The sequence below is a fragment of the Amycolatopsis sp. Poz14 genome, assembly GCF_006704225.1.
Taxonomy (GTDB): domain Bacteria; phylum Actinomycetota; class Actinomycetes; order Mycobacteriales; family Pseudonocardiaceae; genus Amycolatopsis; species Amycolatopsis nivea.
This window is the reverse complement of record NZ_JACLHD010000001.1, coordinates 8676817-8693674: the sequence shown is the minus strand read 5'-3', so window position 1 is coordinate 8693674 and position 16858 is coordinate 8676817. Positions and strand designations below refer to the sequence as shown.

General features: G+C 69.3%; 13 protein-coding genes. 12 read left to right on the top strand and 1 reads right to left on the bottom strand.

All coding sequences use genetic code 11. From position 1 onward, the window contains the following. Nucleotides 1-47: 47 nt before the first annotated feature. Together FKO37_RS40440 and FKO37_RS40435 are read left to right on the top strand one after the other, a co-directional pair. Nucleotides 48-707 (top strand): SDR family NAD(P)-dependent oxidoreductase, encoded by a 660-nt coding sequence (locus tag FKO37_RS40440; RefSeq protein WP_107050949.1) that lies wholly within the window; start codon nucleotides 48-50, stop codon nucleotides 705-707. 53 nt (nucleotides 708-760) lie between these two features. Next, entirely contained in the window at nucleotides 761-1264 is a 504-nt protein-coding gene (locus FKO37_RS40435; RefSeq protein WP_238607847.1) for a GNAT family N-acetyltransferase, read from the top strand. A gap of 476 nt (nucleotides 1265-1740) precedes the next feature. On the opposite strand, the gene asnB is transcribed toward FKO37_RS40435, so the two are convergent. After that, nucleotides 1741-3582, bottom strand: a complete 1842-nt coding sequence (gene asnB, locus FKO37_RS40430) for an asparagine synthase (glutamine-hydrolyzing) (RefSeq protein ID WP_238607846.1) — start codon at nucleotides 3580-3582, stop codon at nucleotides 1741-1743. 424 nt (nucleotides 3583-4006) lie between these two features. Between asnB and kdpF the strand changes: the two genes are divergently transcribed. From kdpF to smc, 10 genes are all read left to right on the top strand, one after another. Beyond that, complete coding sequence (gene kdpF, locus FKO37_RS40425; RefSeq protein WP_037358287.1) at nucleotides 4007-4108, top strand: K(+)-transporting ATPase subunit F; 102 nt, start codon at nucleotides 4007-4009, stop codon at nucleotides 4106-4108. Nucleotide 4109: 1 nt separating this feature from the next. Further along, nucleotides 4110-5771, top strand: coding sequence for a potassium-transporting ATPase subunit KdpA (gene kdpA / locus FKO37_RS40420; RefSeq protein ID WP_238607845.1), 1662 nt, complete (start codon nucleotides 4110-4112; stop codon nucleotides 5769-5771). Next, nucleotides 5768-7861 carry a potassium-transporting ATPase subunit KdpB gene (gene kdpB, locus FKO37_RS40415; RefSeq protein ID WP_238607844.1) on the top strand — a complete coding sequence of 698 codons (2094 nt, stop codon included), beginning with the start codon at nucleotides 5768-5770 and terminating at the stop codon, nucleotides 7859-7861. Before kdpA ends, kdpB begins: the two co-directional genes overlap by 4 nt. Before the next feature lies 1 nt (nucleotide 7862). Next, nucleotides 7863-8474, top strand: a complete 612-nt coding sequence (locus FKO37_RS40410; protein ID WP_238607843.1) for a potassium-transporting ATPase subunit C — start codon at nucleotides 7863-7865, stop codon at nucleotides 8472-8474. A gap of 4 nt (nucleotides 8475-8478) precedes the next feature. Next, the gene (locus FKO37_RS40405) at nucleotides 8479-11037 is read left to right on the top strand and encodes a sensor histidine kinase KdpD (protein WP_238607842.1); all 2559 of its coding nucleotides are present in this window, start codon (nucleotides 8479-8481) and stop codon (nucleotides 11035-11037) included. After that, complete coding sequence (locus FKO37_RS40400) at nucleotides 11034-11732, top strand: response regulator (RefSeq protein ID WP_037810222.1); 699 nt, start codon at nucleotides 11034-11036, stop codon at nucleotides 11730-11732. The genes FKO37_RS40405 and FKO37_RS40400 overlap by 4 nt, the downstream gene beginning before the upstream one ends. Nucleotides 11733-11809: 77 nt before the next feature. Continuing rightward, entirely contained in the window at nucleotides 11810-12073 is a 264-nt protein-coding gene (locus FKO37_RS40395; RefSeq protein WP_158691431.1) for a hypothetical protein, read from the top strand. Between the two features lie 18 nt (nucleotides 12074-12091). Beyond that, on the top strand, nucleotides 12092-12373 hold the full coding sequence (locus FKO37_RS40390) for a hypothetical protein (RefSeq protein ID WP_078870323.1): 282 nt from the start codon (nucleotides 12092-12094) through the stop codon (nucleotides 12371-12373). A gap of 271 nt (nucleotides 12374-12644) precedes the next feature. Further along, nucleotides 12645-12941, top strand: coding sequence for an acylphosphatase (locus tag FKO37_RS40385; protein WP_078870324.1), 297 nt, complete (start codon nucleotides 12645-12647; stop codon nucleotides 12939-12941). A 179-nt stretch (nucleotides 12942-13120) separates the two neighbouring features. Next, nucleotides 13121-16723 carry a chromosome segregation protein SMC gene (smc, locus tag FKO37_RS40380; RefSeq protein WP_238608410.1) on the top strand — a complete coding sequence of 1201 codons (3603 nt, stop codon included), beginning with the start codon at nucleotides 13121-13123 and terminating at the stop codon, nucleotides 16721-16723. Nucleotides 16724-16858 lie beyond the last annotated feature (135 nt).

Sequence of the window (16858 nt, the reverse complement as noted above, 5' to 3'; positions counted from 1 at the left end):
CGTGCTACTGTCTAGACGTGACGTTGCGTCTAGACAAAGGAAGGGTCATGGCAGCACGCCGGGCAGTGGTGGTCGGGGCTTCGCGGGGCTTGGGATTGGTGCTGGTCACCGAGTTGGACCGGCGCGGGTGGGAGGTCATCGCGACGACCCGCGACGGATCGGTGCCGCAGGAAGGAATGCGGACCGAGCAGTTGGAGATGACCGACGACGCACAGATAACCGCGTTGCGCGAGAGAGTGGACGGCCCGCTTGATCTGCTCTTTGTGAACGCGGCGATCGACCGCGGGAATCTGCCGATCAGCGAAGTGCCCGCCGAGATGTTCGCGGAAGTGATGATCACCAATGCGTTGAGCCCGTTGAGAGTCCTCGAAGGACTGCACGGTCTGGTCGCGCCGGGCGGCACGATCGCGGTGATGTCGTCGGAGCAGGGCAGCATTTCGATGAACGTCGAACCCGGATACGAGCTGTACAAGGCGAGCAAGGCCGCGCTCAACCAGCTCATGCGCAGCTACGCCACTCGGCACGAGGGCGACGGGCGCACCAAACTGCTCATCGACCCCGGGCACAACCGGACGCGGCTCGGCGGTCCGGACGCGCCGTTGCTGCCGGAGGAAAGCGTGCCCGCGGTCGTCGATGTGCTGGAAGCACAGGCAGGCGAGCCGGGCTTGCGGTTCCTCGACCGCTTCGGCAAGCCGGTTCCCTGGTAACGACTGGGCCGATCGGGTAGCGCGGGACGGCTTCGCGTGCCAAGCTGCGGGGCGTGCCTGGATCCGGAGAATCCGAGATCGTGCTGATCCCGCTCGACGAGCAGGGGCTGGAGCGGCTTCTGGAAGCCGCGGTGGCCGACGCCGAACCGGCCGAGGTCATGCCGCCGGTGGAAGGTCCCGCCGGGTGGACCGAAGCCCGCCGCGAAGCGTTTCTCGCGTTCCACCGCCGGCGATCGCTCAATCCGGACACCGCCATCGAGACGACGTGGGTCGTGGAAGTCGACGGCCGGGTCTGCGGAGCGGCCCGCCTGCGCCCGGTGTCCGGACGGGCCGCGCTGGAGGTCGAGGCCGGAGTGTGGCTCGGCCGCTCGGCGCGCGGCCGCGGAATCGGCCGCAAGGTGACCGCGGTCCTGCTGGACGCGGCCCGCGACGGCGGAGCGGCGAAGTTCGTCGCGACGACCACTGTGGACAACGCGGCGGCCCAGCGACTGCTGAGCGGGGCCGGCGCGGAACTGGACGTGCGCGGCACGGAGATCGACGCACACCTGGACTTCTGACTGCTCGGCTCGGTCCTGCGAGCGCCCGATGGGGTTTTTCCGCCGGGTGCCGGAGCTCCTGCACCAACCGCCGCCCGGCGCGCGATTCCGATGGCCGTGAGGGCCACCCTGAGGGAATCAGATTCCCTCAGGGTGGCCCTCACGGACGTTCGCACTGACCAGGGGCAGCTTCATGCGCCGCGCTCGCGGGGGTTTCTCGCGCGCGGCGGGCTGGCGAGGTCCGTGAAGGGCTCATTGAGGGAATCAGGTTCCCTCAATGAGTCCTTCACGGACCTCAGCGGGAGGAGCCCCGGGTGCGTCTCGTCGGCCGGTGCCCGCAGCGCCCTGGCAAGCGCCGCTGCCGCGAACCCACCGCACATCGCGCTACTGAGATAACCCCAATGTGGCATTGGGTGCGCTGAACGCAACCAATGCCGCATTGGGTGCGTCGCATGCACCCAATGCGGCATTGGGGCGCTCGCCGGTCGAGCAAGAGGTCAGTTGAGTTCCAGCTCCGGCGAGTACATGTCGAACCAGTGGTGCAGGTCCAGCGCCCGGTCCATGCCGACCCGCTGGGCCTGGCTGATCGCCGCCGGGTCCGTCGCCGCCGACTGCTGCAGCCATTCCCGGCTGACCATCTGGAACAGCGGGTTGTCCTTCTGCGCCAAGGCTTCCTTGACCTGCTCCTGCAGCGCGATCGCGTACCCCGGGTCCTGAGTGGACGGATACGGGCTCTTCACCCGGTCCCGCACCGACGCCGGCAGCACGTGCTTCGTCGCGTGCCGCAGCAGGCTCTTTTCCCGGCCGTCGTAGGTCTTGAGCGACCACGGCGTGTTGTAGACGTACTCGACGAGCCGGTGGTCGCAGAACGGCACGCGGACTTCCAGGCCGACCGCCATCGACATGCGGTCCTTGCGGTCGAGCAGCTGCCGCACGAAGCGGGTCAGGTGGAGGTTGCAGATGACCCGCATCCGCGATTCCCGCTCGGATTCGCCGTCCAGCAAGTCCACTTGGGACACCGCGGTGCGGTACTGGTCGTCGATGTAGGAATCCAGGTCGAGCTTCGCGGCGAGGCCCGGTTCGAGCAGCGAAGCACGGTCGTCCATCAGGCTGTTGCGGAACGCCAGCCACGGGAAGGTGTCCGCCTTCACCGCGGCCTCGTCGTGGAACCAGCGGTACCCGCCGAACACCTCGTCGGCCGATTCGCCGGACAGCGCGACCGTCGACTCCGCCCGGATCGCCTTGAACAGCAGGTACAACGACGTGTCCATGTCGCCGAGACCCGTCGGGATGTCGCGGGCGCGCAGCACCTTGCGGCGCACCTCGGGGTCGCTCAGGTCGGCCGGGTTCAGCATCACGTCCTGGTGCGCGGAACCGACCAGCTTGGCGACGTCGCGGATGTAGGGCGAGTCGGGGGTGTCGCGCATTTCGTCGGGCTGGAAGTTCTCCTCCTGCCCGAAGAAGTCGACCGAGAAGGTGCGCAGCTGCTCGCCTTCCTCGGCCAGCCGCGCGGCGGCGAGACCGGTGACCGCGCTCGAGTCGAGGCCGCCGGACAGCAGCACGCAGCGCGGGACGTCGGCGACCAGCTGCCGGTGGACGATGTCGGTCATCAGCTCGCGCACGCGCTCGACCGTCGTCTCCTGGTCGTCAGTGTGCTGCTTCGCGTCGAGCTTCCAGTAGGTGCGGGTGTTGATGCCCTCCCGGGTCACCGTCACGACGGTGGCCGGGTCGACCTCGTGCATGCCCTTCCACAGCGACCAGCCCGGACGCTTCGTGAAGCCCATCAGCTCGCGCAGGCCGTCGCTGTCGACCGCCTTGCGCGCCAACGGGTTCGCCAGGATCGCCTTCGGCTCGGAGCCGAACAGGACGCCGTCGCGGGTGGGGTAGTAGTAGAACGGCTTGATGCCCATCCGGTCGCGGATCATCACGAGCTTCTGGTCGCGCTCGTCCCAGATCGCGAACGCGTACATGCCGTTGAGGTGGTCCACGACCTCGGTGCCCCACTGCAGGTACCCGTGCAGCACGACCTCGGTGTCGCTGTCGGTCTCCCAGCGGTGGCCCAGTTTGGTGAGTTCTTCACGAAGTTCGGAGAAGTTGTACGCCTCGCCGCTGTAGACCATCGCGACCTCGCCGTTCGGGGTCTTGACGCTCATCGGCTGGCGTCCGCCCGGCAGGTCGATGATGGCGAGCCGGCGGTGACCGAGAGCGACCGAGCGGCGGACCCAGGTCCCGCGGTCGTCCGGTCCTCGGCAGGCCATGGTCTCGGTCATCGCGTCCGCGATCTCCTGCTGCCGCGTGAGATCCGTGTCGTAGGAAACCCAGCCCGCGATTCCGCACATACGAGCCCTCCCTGAACCTAGTTAGTTAGTTGATACAACTATTGGTTACTCAGGTGTAACACGGACCCCCGACCGTTGTCTGCCCGAATTGCACTCTCTGTCCTTGATCCGCTACCAGCTGTGCCGCAAGTCACCCACCAACTACGGACCGTCACGTGACTCCGCTGACCCGGATGGCGCTTGCCGCAGTGGCCCGGGTCACCGGCCGTCAAGATCGCGTAAACGCCCCCAGGTCGCGGCGTCAAGGAGGCGTCAGACGCGGGTGCTCACCCTCCGCGACGACCGCACAGTGGCTCTCGACCGACGGTCGCCCGTGCCGGGTGACCCTTCCTGAGAGGTGCCTCGTGGCGGATTTGCTGTACGCCCTATTGCTCATCGGCGTTTTCGCGGTGCTCGCCGGTGTCCTGCGCGGGCTGGAGAAGCTGTGAGCGGCGCGGGCACCGTGGCCAACATCGTCGGCGGGCTGCTGGCGCTTGGCCTCCTCGGCTACCTGTTCGTCGCCCTCGTGAGGCCGGAGAAATTCTGAGATGAGTGACGTCGCGGCCGGTTTCCTGCAAGCCGGCGTGCTCCTGGTCGCCCTCGCGGTGGTCTACAAACCCCTCGGCGACTACCTCGCCCGCGTCTTCTCCACCGAGAAGCACCTGCGGATCGAGAGGACCCTGTACAAGATCGTGCGGGTCGACCCGAACACCGAACAGCACTGGAAGACCTACGCCTCGGGCGTGCTCGGCTTCTCGTTCGTCTCGGTGATCCTGCTGTACCTGCTGCAGCGCCTGCAGTCGATCCTGCCGTGGAACTTCGACCGCGGGCCGGTTTCGCCCGCCGTCGCGTTCAACACCGCGGTTTCCTTCGTGACCAACACGAACTGGCAGTCCTACACGCCCGAGTCGACCATGGGCCACTTCGTCCAGATGGCCGGGCTCACCGTGCAGAACTTCCTCTCCGCGGGCGTCGGGCTCGCCGTGGCGATCGCGGTGACGCGCGGGTTCGTCCGCTCGCGCACCGACCGGCTCGGCAACTTCTGGGTCGACCTGACCCGCGGCACGATCCGCGTGCTGGTGCCGATGGCGTTCGTGTTCGCGCTCGTCCTCGTCGCGCTCGGCGTCGTGCAGAGCCTGCGGTCCGGCGTCGCGGTGACGAACCCGGACGGTTCCGGCAGCACGATCGCGCTGGCCCCGGCGGCGAGCCAGGAAGCGATCAAGGAACTCGGCACGAACGGCGGCGGCATCTTCAACGCCAACTCCGCGCACCCGTTCGAGAACCCGAACGTCTGGACCAACGTCATCGAGATGTTCCTGATCCTCGTGATCCCGGTCTGCCTGACCCGCGCCTTCGGGCAGCTGGTCGGCAACCGCAAGCAGGGCTACGTCCTGCTGTCGGTGATGGCCGGTCTGTGGACGGCGATGCTCGCGGTGATCTGGACGTCCGAGGCGCGCACGAACAGCCCGGCGGCGCTGGCCGCGGGAGCGAATCTCGAGGGCAAGGAACAGCGGTTCGGCATCGGCGGCACGTCGCTGTTCGCCGACACCACCACCGGCACGTCGACCGGCGCGGTCAACGGCGCGCACGACAGCCTGTCCGGCCTCGGCGGTGGGGGCACGCTGCTGAACATGCTCTTCGGCGAGGTTTCGCCGGGCGGCGTCGGCACCGGGCTGTACGGGATTCTCGTCATGGCCGTGATCGCGATGTTCCTGGCCGGGCTGATGGTCGGGCGAACGCCGGAATACCTGGGCAAGAAGCTCGGCAAGCGCGAGGTCACCTGCGCGGCGATCTCGATGCTGGCGATGCCCACCGTGGTCCTGCTCGGCTCCGGAATCGCCTTGCTGCTGCCGGGCACCCGGGACGCGCTCGGCAACTCGGGCCCGCACGGGCTGTCGGAGGTCCTTTACGGCTACACGTCCGCGGGCAACAACAACGGCAGCGCGTTCGGCGGTCTCACCGCGACCAGCGACTGGTTCCAGGCGTCGCTTTCGGTGGCCATGCTGATCGGCCGGTTCGTGCCCATCGTCGCGGTGCTCTGCCTGGCGGGATCGCTTGCCTCGCAGAAGAAAGTTCCCGAGACCTCGGGCACGCTGCCCACCACCGGGCCGCTGTTCGGGACGTTGCTGACCGGCACTGTCGTCCTCGTCGCGGCCCTCACCTTCATCCCGGCGCTCGCGCTGGGGCCGATTGCAGAGGCATTGGCATGACCATCACCCAAGAGCGGACTCCGGAAGAGGAGACGCAGCACCACGTCGAAAACGCCGGACGCGTCGGCGCCGGGGTTTTCAGTCCGAAGCAGCTGTGGTCGTCCATGCCGGACGCGCTGCGCAAGCTGAATCCGCGCCACCAGCTCAAGAACCCGGTGATGTTCGTGGTGTGGGCCGGTTCGGTCCTGACCACCGTCTTCGCGGTCACCGACCCGAGCGTGTTCTCGATCCTCATCGCGGTGTGGCTGTGGTTCACCGTCGTGTTCGCGAACCTGGCCGAGGCCGTCGCCGAAGGACGCGGCAAAGCGCAGGCGGAATCGTTGCGGCGGACCAAAAAGGAGACCGTCGCGCGGCGGCTCACCGAGGACGGTTCCGAGGAGCAGGTGCCCGGGGTGGACCTGCGGGTCGGCGACCGCGTGGTGGTCGAGGCCGGGGAGGTGATCCCGGGCGACGGCGACGTCGTCGAAGGCATCGCCACGGTCGACGAGTCGGCCATCACCGGCGAGTCGGCCCCGGTGATCCGCGAGTCCGGCGGCGACCGTTCGGCGGTCACCGGCGGCACCACGGTGCTGAGCGACCGGATCGTCGTGCGGATCAGCACCAAGCCCGGCGAGTCCTTTGTGGACCGGATGATCGCGTTGGTGGAAGGCGCTTCCCGGCAGAAGACGCCGAACGAGATCGCGCTGACCATCCTGTTGTCGACGCTGACCATCATCTTCCTGCTCGCCGTCGTGGCGCTGCAGCCGATGGCGGCGTACTCCGGGAGCCAGCAGTCGGTGATCGTGCTGAGCGCGCTCCTGGTCTGCCTGATTCCGACCACGATCGGCGCGCTGCTGAGCGCGATCGGCATCGCCGGAATGGACCGGTTGGTGCAGCGCAACGTCCTCGCCACGTCCGGTCGAGCGGTCGAAGCCGCCGGCGACGTCTCGACGCTGCTGCTCGACAAGACCGGAACGATCACCTTCGGCAACCGGCGCGCGACCGAGCTGATCCCGGTCGGGAAGTCCACTATGGACGATCTGGCGCGCGCGGCCCGGCTGTCCAGCCTCGCCGACGGCACGCCGGAAGGGCGCAGCATCGTCGAGCTGATCGCCGAGCAGCACGGGCTTCCGGGCGCGGCGGACGACAGCGAGAAGCTCGCCGAGTTCGTTCCGTTCACCGCGCAGACCCGGATGAGCGGCGTCGACCTGGACGGCCGCGAGGTCCGCAAGGGCGCGACCTCGGCGGTGCGCCAGTGGGTGCGCGACCGCGGCGGCGACGTTCCGGACGAGACCGAACGCGTCGTGGACGAGATCAGCCAGCAGGGCGGAACCCCGCTGGTGGTCGCGGAAGCGGCGAACGGGACGGCGTTCGTGCGCGGGGTCATCCGGCTGTCGGACGTGGTGAAACCGGGCATGAAGGAGCGGTTCGAGGAACTGCGCTCGATGGGCATCAAGACGGTGATGATCACCGGCGACAACCCGCTCACCGCACGCGCGATCGCCGAGGACGCGGGCGTCGACGACTATCTCGCCGAGGCCAAGCCCGAGGACAAGATGGCGCTCATCAAGAAGGAACAGGAGGGCGGGCGGCTCGTCGCGATGACCGGCGACGGCACGAACGACGCGCCCGCGCTCGCGCAATCCGACGTCGGCGTCGCGATGAACACCGGGACCATGGCGGCCAAGGAGGCCGGGAACATGGTCGACCTCGACTCGAACCCGACTAAGCTGATCGAGATCGTCGGCATCGGCAAACAGCTGCTGATCACCCGCGGCGCGCTCACCACGTTCAGCGTGGCGAACGACCTGGCGAAGTACTTCGCCATCCTGCCCGCGATGTTCACCGGCATCTTCGCCCAGCTCGGCGCGCTCAACATCATGCACCTGGCGACGCCGAAGTCGGCGATCCTCTCCGCGGTGATCTTCAACGCGCTGATCATCGTCGCGCTGATCCCGCTCGCCCTGCGCGGCGTGCGGTACCGGCCGTCGTCGGCGTCCGCGCTGCTGCGCCGCAACCTGCTCGTCTACGGCCTCGGCGGGATCGTCAGCCCGTTCCTCGGGATCTGGGTGATCGACCTGATCGTGCGCCACATTCCAGGGATTGGCTGACATGAACGTCTTGCTCAAGCAGACCTGGGCGGGCCTGCGCCTGCTCCTCGCGATGACCGTGCTGCTCGGCGTCGTCTACCCGCTCGGCGTGTGGGCGGTGTCCCGCATCCCCGGCCTCCAAGGGCACGCGGAGGGTTCGGTGGTGACGCTGCACGGCCAGGCCGTCGGCTCGTCGCTGATCGGGATCGACCCGGTCGCCGCGGACCCGGCGCGCGACCCGTGGTTCCACAACCGGCCCTCGGCCGGTTCGAAGGACGTGCTCGGGCCGGGCGACCCGTCGACGTCGGGGCCGTCCAACAAGGGGCCGTACAACGAGGATCTGACCAAGGCCATCGCGCAGCGGCGGGCGCTGATCGCCCAACGCGAGGGCGTCACCCCGGCGGAGGTGCCAGCCGACGCGGTGACCGCTTCGGGCTCGGGCCTCGACCCGGCGATCAGCGTCGCCTACGCCGATCTCCAGGTGCTCCGCGTGGCCCGCAACACCGGGTTGAGCGAGGAGAAGGTGCGGCAGCTGGTCGCGGACAACACGAGCGGCAACGGGATCGGGGTGCCGGGCGTGAATGTGCTCCGGCTCAACCTTGCCGTGCATTCGGCCGCTCCTGGCGCACACTGACACAGTGAGCACCCCTGACACACCCCCGAAGCCGCGCCGAGGCGAACTGCGCATCTACCTCGGCGCGGCTCCGGGCGTCGGCAAGACCTTCGCCATGCTCGGCGAAGCCCGCCGTCGTCTGGACCGCGGCACGGACGTGGTCGTCGGCCTGGTCGAAACGCACGGCCGCGAGAAGACCGCCGACCTGCTCGACGGGCTGGAGGTCGTGCCTCGGCGCACGGTCAGCCACCGCGGGCACGAGTTCGCCGAGATGGACCTCGACGCGGTGCTCGCCCGCGCGCCCGAGGTCGTCGTCGTGGACGAGCTGGCCCATACGAACGTGCCCGGCGGGCGGCACGAGAAGCGCTGGCAGGACATCGACGAGCTGCTCGACGCGGGCATCGACGTGCTGTCCACGGTCAACGTGCAGCACCTGCAGAGCCTCAACGACGTCGTCGAGCGCATCACCGGCGTCACCCAGCAGGAAACCGTGCCGGACGAGGTCGTGCGCCGCGCGGAGCAGCTGGAGCTGGTCGACATCACGCCGGAGGCGCTGCGGCGGCGGCTCGCGCACGGCAACGTCTACCCTGCCGAGCGCATCGACGCCGCGCTGGGCAACTACTTCCGGCCCGGCAACCTCACCGCTTTGCGCGAGCTGGCGCTGCTGTGGGTGGCTGACCAGGTCGACGTCGCGCTGCAGCGTTATCGCGCCGAGCAGAAGATCACCGATACGTGGGAAACGCGCGAACGGGTGGTCGTGTCGATCACCGGCGGTCCGGAAAGCGAGACGCTGATCCGGCGCGCCAGCCGGATCGCCACCCGGGCGGGCGCGGAACTGCAGGTCGTGCACATCCTGCGCGGCGACGGCCTGGCCGGGCTCGGGCCGACCGCGATGGCCCGCTGCCGCACGCTGGCCGAGGAGGTCGGCGCGACCTTTCACGCGGTGGTCGGCGACGACGTGCCGACGGCGCTGCTCGATTTCGCGCGGGGGGTCAACGCGACTCAGCTCGTTATCGGCACCTCGCGGCGGTCGCGGATCGCGCGGCTTTTCGACCAGGGGATCGGCGCGACCGTGGTGCAGCAGTCCGGGCCGATCGACGTGCACATGGTCACGCACTCCTACGCCGGCGGACGGCTGCGGGCGCGGCTGGGCACGAGCCCGCTCGCGCCGTCGCGGCTCGTGCTGGGCTGGGTGCTGAGCATCGTGGCACCGGTCATCGCGACCGGTCTCGGCGTGCTGCTGCGCGACGCGGTCGAGTTCTCCACCGATGTGATCCTTTACGTGCTGGCCACCGTCATCGTCGCGCTGGTGGGTGGGCTCGGTCCGGCGCTGGTGGCTGCGATTTTCGGGGCCGGGCTGCTGAATTTCTTCTTCACGCCGCCGCTGTACACGCTGAATGTGCACAGTCCGCAGAATGTCGTGACGCTGATCGTGATGATCGTGGTGGCGGTGATGGTGGCGCTGGTCGTCGCTTCCGCCGCCCGGCGGGGCGTGGCGGCGGCGCGGGCTCGCACGGAGGCGTCGTTGTTGGCGTCTTATGCGCGAACGGTGTTGACCAATCCGAACCCGATCGAGCGGTTGCTGGAGAAGGTACGAGAGAACTTCGGCCTCACTTCCGTGACGCTGCTGGAGAAACGCAATGGCAAGTGGGACAAGGTCGCGCTGTCCGGCGGCGAGCCGTGTGCGGATCCGGATGAGGCCGATGTGGACATTGCGGTGACCGCTGACGTCCACCTGACATTGCGCGGTCGCGCATTGCCCGCGGCGGACCGTCGGGTGCTCGAAGCCGTTGCGGGACAAGCGTTGCTCGCTTTGCGGCAGCAGCGAATGGCAGCGGCTGCGGCGGCCGCCGAACGCAAGGCCGAGGCGACCGAGTTGCGCACGACGTTGCTGTCCGCGGTCGGACATGACCTGCGGACGCCGCTCACGTCCATCAAGGCGGCGATCGGCAGCCTGCGCGCGCCGGATCTTTCGCTGTCCGATGAGGACACTGAGGAACTGATGGAAGCGGTGGAGCTTTCCGCGGACCGGCTCGCCGGGCTGATCGACAACCTCCTCGACTCCTCGCGGCTGGCGACCGGCGCGGTCACCCCGCACCTGCGGCCGGTCGGTTACGACGAAGTAGTCGCGCATGCACTGTCCAATGTGGACAATTCGCAGCAGGTGCAGGTATCGGTGGACGCGCGATTGCCTTCGGTGCAAGCGGATCCCGGCCTGCTGGAACGAGTGATCGCGAACGTGCTCGACAACGCTCTCCGACACGGCGGCGGCGACGTTTCCGCGCGGGCGAGCGCGCATTCGGAGTTTGTGGAACTGCGGATCGTCGACCACGGAAAGGGCCTGCGGAAGGGGACCGCGGAGTCCGCGTTCGCGCCGTTCCAGCGGCTGGGCGGCGACCGGGACTCGACGCCGGGCGTCGGGCTCGGATTGTCTGTCGCGAAGGGGTTCACCGAGGCGATGGGCGGTACCGTTCGCGCGGAGGACACACCTGGTGGAGGGTTGACGGTGGTGATCTCGCTGCCGGCCTGTACCGGCCGGGAACTCGTGGAAGCCGAACCGGCGGAGGAGGGGGTGGCGCGATGACTGCCGATCCAGCGGCGACGGTGCTGGTCGTCGACGATGAACCGCAGATCGTGCGTGCGTTGCGGATCAACCTCAACGCACGCGGGTACAAGGTGATCACCGCACACGACGGCACCGCTGCGCTGAAAGCGGTCGCCGAAACGAAACCCGACGTAGTGGTGCTCGATCTCGGCCTGCCTGATCTCGACGGCACCGAGGTGATCGCAGGCCTGCGCGGCTGGACGACGGTGCCGATCATCGTGCTGTCCGCGCGCGGTGATTCGGCGGACAAGGTCCAGGCACTGGACGCCGGTGCGGACGATTACGTCACCAAACCGTTCGGCATGGACGAACTCCTGGCCCGCCTGCGAGCCGCGGTCCGCCGCTCGTCGGTCGGCGGCACGGACGGCGCGGAAGCGGTGGTGGACACCGGCTCGTTCACGATCGACCTGGCGGCGAAGAAGGTGCTGCGCGAGGGACGCGAGGTGCACCTGACCAAGACGGAATGGGGAGTGCTGGAACTGCTGGTCCGCAACCGCGGCCGGCTGGTGGCGCAGAAACAGCTGCTGCACGAGGTGTGGGGCCCGTCGTATGAGACGGAATCCCATTATCTGCGGGTGTATCTGGCGCAATTGCGGCGGAAGCTGGAGCCGGAGCCTTCACGGCCGCGGCATCTGCTCACCGAACCTGGGATGGGGTACCGCTTCGAGGCCTGAGCTGCCAGAAAAGCCGTGAGGGGAACCCTGAGGGAATCAGATTCCCTCAGGGTTCCCCTCACGTACTTCAGCGGCTGGTGGAACTCGTCGGGTTGGTGTCCGAAGTGGACGCGCTCGGCGACGAGGACGACGACGGCTGGCCGCCGGTCGAACTGCTGCCAGAGCTGGGCGGCGGGCTGTCCGGAGGCGACGAGGGGGTGCTCGGCGGGGTGGACGGCGTCGTCGAGGCCGTGGAGCTGGTCGGCGGTTTCGGCGTCGTCGGGTGGCTGGTCGGCGGGTCGCTGCGGTCCGACGTCGTACCCGGCACCGGTTGCCCGCCACCCGGCTGTCCGCCGGGCTGACCAGCGTTCGGCGGAGGAGTGATCACGCTCGTCGTCGGCTTCCCGTCCGGGCCCACCGCCACCACCGTGGTCGGGGTCGGCGGGGAGGTCTGGCCGGGGGTCGGCGAGCCGGGGACGGTCATCGGGCCGCCGGGGACGGCGTTGCCCGGCACGACTACCTGGGAGCTGCCCTGCAGTCCGCCCTGGCCGCCGCCGGTGGTGTTCGTCGCGGTGTCGGTGACCGAGCCGGGGCCGGCGAGTTCGGCGACCGCGGCGAAGGCCGTCGCGACCACGAGGCCGCTGACGCCCAGGATCGCGTAGCCGGAGCGGCTCAGCCTCCCGCTCGCGCCCTTCGGCGGAGCGGTGGGGGCAGCGCTCACCGCGATCTCGGGCGACGCTGAGCTTGGTTCAGGCCCGTCGGGACGGGACATGCAGGCTCCTTAGAAGGGGTCAACGCTCAAGTCGAGGGGCGGCAACGGGGGAGCGGGGCTCCGGCCCCGGATGCCAGGCGGGAGGTTATCACTGCTCAGCACCCGTTCGCGCGACCGAGGGACGGGGCCGTCACCGTCCGCAGCCGGGGGTGTGCGGCAGGATGGGGCCGGTGAACGAGCAGGAATCGCCCGTCCGGCTGGCCGCCTGGGTGCACGGGCAGGTGCAGGGTGTCGGTTTTCGCTGGTGGACCCGGAGCCGGGCGCTGGAACTCGGGCTGACCGGATTCGCCAGGAATCTCCCGGACGGCCGTGTCGAGGTGGTCGCGGAGGGTAGCCGGGGCAACTGTGCGCAGTTGCTGAGCGCGCTGCGCTCCGGAACCTCACCCGGAAGAGTGGATCAGGTAGTTGAACGCTGGACCGCCGCCAAGGGCGGGCTGGAGGGCTTCGCCGAACGCTGAGGCGGGTGGGGCGGCTGCGGCTGACGGGGTGCTTGGGGTTGCCGGGGCGGTCGGTCCTGTGCTAGGCGCGCCCGGGCGGCCCGGCCTCCCACGGCGCCGGAGAACCCCCGGGTAGCCTGTCCCGAACCGGGGGAACCGGTAGCCATCCAGTACCCGTGGCCAAGAGGGGTCGGCAGCACGTGCACCTGAAGAGCCTGACGCTCAAGGGCTTCAAGTCCTTCGCCTCGGCGACCACGCTGCGCTTCGAACCCGGCATCACCTGCGTGGTCGGCCCGAACGGCTCCGGAAAGTCGAACGTCCTCGACGCGCTGCGCTGGGTCATGGGCACCCAGGGCGCGAAGGACCTGCGCGGCGGCAAGATGGAAGACGTCATCTTCGCCGGCACCGCGGGACGCGCCCCGCTGGGCCGCGCCGAGGTCACGCTCACCATCGACAACGCCGACGGCGCGCTGCCCATCGAGTACGCCGAGGTCTCCATCACCCGCCGGATGTTCCGCGACGGCGCGAGCGAGTACGAGATCAACGGCGACCGCTGCCGGCTGATGGACGTCCAGGAACTGCTGTCGGACTCCGGCATCGGCCGCGAGATGCACGTCATCGTCGGGCAGGGCCAGCTGTCGGCGATCCTGGAATCCAAGCCCGAGGAGCGGCGCGCGTTCATCGAGGAGGCCGCGGGCGTCCTCAAGCACCGCAAGCGCAAAGAGCAGACCCTGCGCAAGCTCAACAACATGCAGGGCAACCTCGACCGGCTCACCGACCTCACCACCGAACTGCGCCGCCAGCTCAAACCGCTGGGCAAACAGGCCGAGATCGCCCGCAAGGCCCAGTCGGTGCAGTCCGACCTGCGCGACGCCCGGCTCCGGCTGCTCGCCGACGACCTGGTCACCCAGCGCGAGTCCATCCAGCGGGACGAAGCCGACGAGCGCACCGCCCGCCAGCGCCGCGCCGAGGTCGAGCAGGCGTTGGAAATCGTGTCCGCGGAAGAAACCGAGCTGGAGGCTTCGCTCGCCGAGGACGCGCCGCGGCTGCAGATCGCGCAGGAGACTTGGTACAAGCTGTCCGCGCTCACCGAACGGTTGCGCGGCACCGTGCGGCTGGCCGTCGAACGGCAGCGGCACCTTTCTTCCGACGTCTCCGCGCCCACCGGCGGCCGTGACCCGGAGGAACTGCTCGCCGAGGCCGAACAGGCCGCCGAGCGCGAGCAGGAGCTGACCGAAGCGGTCATGGAGGCCCGCGAACTTCTCGCGGAAACCGTGCTGCGCCGGGAAGATCTCGAACAGCGGGTGCAGGCCGCGGAGCGCGCGCACTGGGCCGCGGTCCGGGCGATCGCCGACCGTCGCGAGGGCATGGCGAAGCTGACCGGTCAGGTCGAAGCGTTGCGCAGCAAGAACGGGGCGACCGCGGAGGAAGTCGACCGGCTGACGGTCGGGCTGCAGGAAGCCGCCGAGCGCGCCGAGATCGCGGTCGAGGAGCTGGAAGAAGCCAAAGCCGTTGGCGGCACGGAAGAATCCGACGACGCCGAGCTGCAGCAGCGCCACGACCGCGCGGTGGAGGCGAACAACGCCGCCAAGGCTCGCGTCGAAGAGCTGGTGAAGGCCGAGCGCGGTTCCGAGCGCGAGATCGCGTCGGAGAAGGCCCGTGTCGAGGCCCTGTCGATGGGGCTCAAGCGCAAGGACGGCGCGGGTGCGCTGCTCGGCGCGTCCGCGGAATTGCCGGGCCTGCTCGGTTCGGTCGCCGCGTTGCTTACCGTGCAGCCGGGGCACGAGGTCGCGCTGGCCGCCGCGCTCGGACCGGTGGCCGACGCGGTCGCGGTGTCCGGCGGCGAGAACGCGCTGTCCGCGCTGAAGTACTTGAAGGAAACCGATTCCGGTCGCGCCGGGATCGTGCCTGCTGGTGCTGGGTCCACTGTGGACACCAGCTCGTGGCCGCCGCTGCCCGAGGGCGCCCGCTGGGCTCGCGAGGTCGTCAGCGCGCCGGAGCAGTTGCGTCCCGCGGTCGAGAAGGCGCTGGACCGCCTCGCGCTGGTGCCGGACCTGGAAGGCGCGCGTCAGCTCGTGGCGCAGCACCCGCAGGTGCGGGCGGTCACCGCCGAGGGCGATGTCTTCGGGGCCGACTGGATCGCCGGTGGTTCCGCCGCTCGCGAGAGCGTGATCGAGGTCCAGGCGGCGGTCGACGAGGCGCAGGAACGTTTGCGTACGGCGGAACGCGCGTTGGAGCAGTACTCCGCCGAACTGGAAGGCGCGCGCGCCGAGCAGCAGTCCCGGCGCGAAGAGGTCGGACAGGCGAAGGACGCGCTGGGCGAAGCCAAGGTGCGCAAGGCCCGTTCCTCCGAGCGGCTCAACCGGTTGCAGCAGGCGGCGCGGTCCGCGCAGGCCGAGGTCGAACGGCTCACCCAGCAGCGTGCGAAGGTCGAGCAAAGCCGCGAGCAGGCGCTGGAACAGTTGGCAGAGCTGGAAGAACGCCTCGCCGCGGTCGCCGAGCAGCCGGTCGAAGACGACCCGGACACCGCCGAGCGCGACGAAGCCGCCGAGCAGCTTGCCGTGGTGCGGCAGGAAGAAGTCGAAGCGCGGCTCGCGCAGCGCACTGCCGAGGAACGCGCGCGCAGCATCGCCGGGCGCGCGGAATCGTTGCGCCGCGCGGCCTATGCCGAGCAGCAGGCCCGCGAGCGCGCGGCCAAGGCCCGGGAAGCGCGCGAGCGTGGCGCGGAAATCGCGAACGCGGTCGTCAACGCCGGTGAATTCGCGCTGGAGCGGATCGAGCTGTCCGTGCAGCGCGCGGCCGCCGAGCGCGACGAAGCCCAGGCGCAGCGCCAAACCCGCGAAACCGCGCTCACCGCGGTGCGCGCGAAGGTGCGCGAGCTGTCCGGCGAACTCGAGAAGCTGACCGACGCCGTCCACCGCGACGAGGTGCTGCGCGCCGAGCAGAAGCTGCGGCTGGAAACGCTGGAAGCGAAGATCGCCGAGGACTTCGGCATCGGGCTGGCGGACCTGGTCGAGGAGTACGGGCCGAACGTGCCGGTGCCGCCGAGCGCGGGCGAGATGGCCGAGTACGAGGCGGCCAAGGAGCGCGGCGAGGACGTCACCCCGCCGCCGCCGATGCCGTACGACCGCGACACCCAGGCCCGCCGCGCCAAGCGCGCGGAGAAGGACCTGACCCTGCTGGGCAAGGTGAACCCGCTGGCGCTGGAGGAATTCGCGGCGCTGGAGGAGCGGTACAAGTTCCTCTCCACCCAGCTGGAAGACCTCAAGGACACCCGCAAGGACCTCGAGGCCGTCATCAAGCAGGTCGACGAGAAGATCCTGGAGGTCTTCACCTCGGCCTACGCCGACGTGGCGCGCGAGTTCGAGACCGTCTTCGGCGTGCTGTTCCCCGGCGGCGAGGGCCGGATGGTGCTCACCGAGCCGAACGACCTGCTCGCCACCGGCGTCGACGTCGAGGCGCGCCCGCCGGGCAAGAAGGTCAAGCGGCTGTCGCTGCTGTCCGGTGGCGAAAAGTCGCTGGTGGCGGTCGGCATGCTGGTGGCGATCTTCCGCGCCCGCCCTTCGCCCTTCTACGTGATGGACGAGGTCGAGGCGGCGCTGGACGACACCAACATGCGCCGGCTGATCGGCCTGCTGGAGCAGCTGCGCGATTCGTCGCAGCTGATCATCATCACGCACCAGAAGCCGACGATGGAGATCGCCGACGCGCTGTACGGCGTGAGCATGCAGGGCGACGGCATCACCAAGGTGATCTCGCAGCGGCTGCGCACCGCGGAAGAGGAACCCGTCCCGGCTTCCTGAGCGGGGTTGCGCCGTTCAGCCGATCCTGCCCGAACGGGCAGGGCTGGCCGGACTGCCGTCCGATCGGCCAACTGCCGCGGTGCCCGCACGTCTTCAGGGGTGTTCGAAGGAAACACATCCTGGAGGGGATTCGAC

Excerpts from the sequence above, each read along its gene's own strand:
- FKO37_RS40440 (WP_107050949.1), top strand. The coding sequence starts at position 48 with ATGGCAGCACGCCGGGCAGTGGTGGTCGGGGCTTCGCGGGGCTTGGGA.
- asnB (WP_238607846.1), bottom strand. The coding sequence starts at position 3,582 with ATGTGCGGAATCGCGGGCTGGGTTTCCTACGACACGGATCTCACGCGG.
- kdpA (WP_238607845.1), top strand. The coding sequence starts at position 4,110 with ATGAGTGACGTCGCGGCCGGTTTCCTGCAAGCCGGCGTGCTCCTGGTC.
- kdpB (WP_238607844.1), top strand. The coding sequence starts at position 5,768 with ATGACCATCACCCAAGAGCGGACTCCGGAAGAGGAGACGCAGCACCAC.
- FKO37_RS40410 (WP_238607843.1), top strand. The coding sequence starts at position 7,863 with ATGAACGTCTTGCTCAAGCAGACCTGGGCGGGCCTGCGCCTGCTCCTC.
- FKO37_RS40400 (WP_037810222.1), top strand. The coding sequence starts at position 11,034 with ATGACTGCCGATCCAGCGGCGACGGTGCTGGTCGTCGACGATGAACCG.
- FKO37_RS40385 (WP_078870324.1), top strand. The coding sequence starts at position 12,645 with ATGGGGCCGGTGAACGAGCAGGAATCGCCCGTCCGGCTGGCCGCCTGG.